Source organism: Armatimonas sp. (genome assembly GCF_043760365.1).
Lineage (GTDB): Bacteria > Armatimonadota > Armatimonadia > Armatimonadales > Armatimonadaceae > Armatimonas.
In genome coordinates, this window is record NZ_JAYUPA010000031.1 from 1 (window position 1) to 2,442 (window position 2,442).

Consider the following 2,442-nt stretch of genomic DNA (forward strand, 5'->3'; position numbering starts at 1 on the left):
GCCCGATGTGATTGTGGGAATTGAGTCGCGCGGATTTCTCTTTGGTGCGCCTGTGGCCCACGAGCTTGGGGTCGGGTTTGTGCCGTACCGAAAGGCGGGAAAGCTACCGTACCAGATCATCTCGCAGGAGTACGCGCTGGAGTACGGCACGGCAACGGTTGAGGCGCATATTGACGCGATCAAGCCTGGTCAGCGCGTTGTCATTGTGGACGATGTCCTTGCCACGGGCGGTACCGCCGTGGCGGCGGGGCAGCTTACGGAGAAGCTTGGTGGGGCCGTGGTGGGGTTCGCCTTCTTTATCGAACTCTCGTTTCTCAAAGGCCGCACCAAGCTGGTGGGCCGCGATATCACGACTTTGTTGAGCTACTAAGATGTACGTGATCCGTGATGCCCTAGCGGCGCTGGAGAGTATCGCGCCGCCGCACTTAGCTCTGGGGAGCGACCCCACGGGCCTGCTTATTGGTGACTTAAAAGCGCCGTTGACGGGAATCGTGGCGTGCCTGGATGTCACCCAGCGGGCGGTGGAGACAGCGCGAAAAGTCGGGGCGAGCCTGATTGTGGCGCATCATCCTCTGATTTTTCATCCCGCCAGAACGCTTTTGGCCGACGAGCCGCATCCGGGAAGTGTCGTGCTGGCGTGTGCGCGGCACGGAATCGCGGTTGCCTGTGCGCACACGAACTGGGATGTCGCGCCCGGCGGTATCAACGACACGCTGGCAGACTTACTGGGGCTCAGCGACGTGAAAGTTCTGCGCGTTACCGCCGATCCTCACGGGATCGGGCGGGTGGGGCTCTTGCGGGAGCCGCTCACGGCCACGGATTTTCTCAACAAGCTAGGCAATGTTCTAGGGATTGCGCCCCGCACCCTCACCCCGACCCGCGCCCTCGCTGTTCAGAGTGTCGCGGTTTGTGGTGGCGCGGGCGCGGAGCTCATGGCCGATGCGCTTGCTGCGGGAGCCGATACGCTGGTGACGGGCGATATCCGCCACCATGAGTTTATCGCCGCCGCTGAGCAGGGCTTTCTTCTCGTGGATGCTGGGCACCACGCCACGGAGAACCCTGGTGCGCGGGAGCTGGGCCGACGGCTGGAGCAGGCACTGGAGAATGTGAGTGTCACTTTCGTTTGATCGGCAGGCTGGTCACCGGTAGCTCCGCCTGGTAGAGCGCGAGCACCGGCTCTCCAAGTTCCAGATCATCGAAGGGACGCAGAACCTGGTGGGTGAGCCTTGCGGCACACGGCGTGAGGGGAGGATGCTCGGTGCGAAAGAGGCTCAGCGCCTCTTTGGAGAGCCGGGCGGGGTGCAACTGGCGGTTGAAGCGTGTCAAAAACGCCACGGACTCATGCCAGGAGCCGATCAGAGTGCGCTCGGGGGGCTCGCAAGCCTCGGCACGTAGATGCACCTGCACGGCGTGTGTGGTGAGCTTAATACCCAAGCGTGCAAAGGTCTGCCGCGCCGGGTCGCCCGCTATATAAACATGGAAGCGGGCTTCCTCGACCACGCGGGTAAATGCTGTCAGAGTTCCTGCGGCCTGCGTGCTCCCTACAAAATGCGCCACCACAAACGCGCTCCGCTCACCGTCGGTGCGGGTCAGGAGCTGGAGCGTGGTCTCATGAAAGTCGTCGCCCAGCAGTGCTGGGAGCGGCGACCACCGCGCATCATCCCGGAGTGCAAAGACAAGCTGTACAAAACCCACAAGCTGGCCGTCGCTGCTGGGAAGCCGCTCCAGAGTCACTCCCACAGGCACGAGCCCCAGAAGCTTCTCAACAGGCACCGCCCAGGTGACAATAAATACATCGCGCAGAGTTGCGCTGGCTGTCGCCACTTTAGGCAGCGTCCGGAGAGGCGCTCGCGTGATAGTGGGGGCAGGGGCTTCGGTTTCCTGAACACTCATGCCCCTATGATACCGCCTACGCCCTAGTGGTTGGAGTCGAGTGTCGTCGGGTTAGAACTTGCCATAGTTAAACGACCGAGGGGACTGCCTGCTGCGAAGCTTGGTAGCTTCGCTTTAGCTGGCAGGGGAATCGGCATCCTTTTTTTAAAATATTTTTCAAATTCTTGTTTCCTTGCTTTCCGGGTTCGTACTTTTGCCGGAGTATCTATTCGTCACACCTTGTTTACAGAGGATTCCGAGGGGTTCTGGCAAGGAACTACATTTGAGTGTGACATCTCGTTTGCCAGGTAAAATCTTCGCGTCTTGTAGTGAGTGTGAAGCCAATCCTCGGGTTGCTTCGCTTGGGGCACGGACGGTGCCTTTGCAGGTTAACGTGGGCGGATGCGCCGTGCGTTCTGCAAGAAGCCTGAAGTCAGAGCATTTAGTTTTTTATAATTTTGTCCTAGACATAATTTCAGAAGCTCTCTGCTTTAGCGGAGGGAGTCGTCACTTCTCCCATTCCCATCTCGGGCCGTGCGACTTTGCCCATCACATTGCCCATCACGGGTG

3 protein-coding genes are annotated in these 2,442 nt (G+C 59.9%); 2 read left to right on the forward strand and 1 reads right to left on the reverse strand.

Translation table 11 applies throughout. The features are described 5' to 3' along the window. Positions 1-370: adenine phosphoribosyltransferase (locus ACH2EH_RS00765; protein WP_395137839.1), on the forward strand; the 370-nt coding region annotated here is incomplete at its 5' end. Position 371: 1 nt separating this feature from the next. After that, positions 372-1,127, forward strand: a complete 756-nt coding sequence (locus tag ACH2EH_RS00770) for a Nif3-like dinuclear metal center hexameric protein (RefSeq protein ID WP_395137841.1) — start codon at positions 372-374, stop codon at positions 1,125-1,127. On the opposite strand, the gene ACH2EH_RS00775 is transcribed toward ACH2EH_RS00770, so the two are convergent. Continuing rightward, positions 1,114-1,893, reverse strand: coding sequence for a hypothetical protein (locus tag ACH2EH_RS00775; protein ID WP_395137843.1), 780 nt, complete (start codon positions 1,891-1,893; stop codon positions 1,114-1,116). The genes ACH2EH_RS00770 and ACH2EH_RS00775 overlap by 14 nt on opposite strands. Positions 1,894-2,442: the final 549 nt, after the last annotated feature.

Excerpts from the sequence above, each read along its gene's own strand:
- ACH2EH_RS00770 (WP_395137841.1), top strand. The coding sequence starts at position 372 with ATGTACGTGATCCGTGATGCCCTAGCGGCGCTGGAGAGTATCGCGCCG.
- ACH2EH_RS00775 (WP_395137843.1), bottom strand. The coding sequence starts at position 1,893 with ATGAGTGTTCAGGAAACCGAAGCCCCTGCCCCCACTATCACGCGAGCG.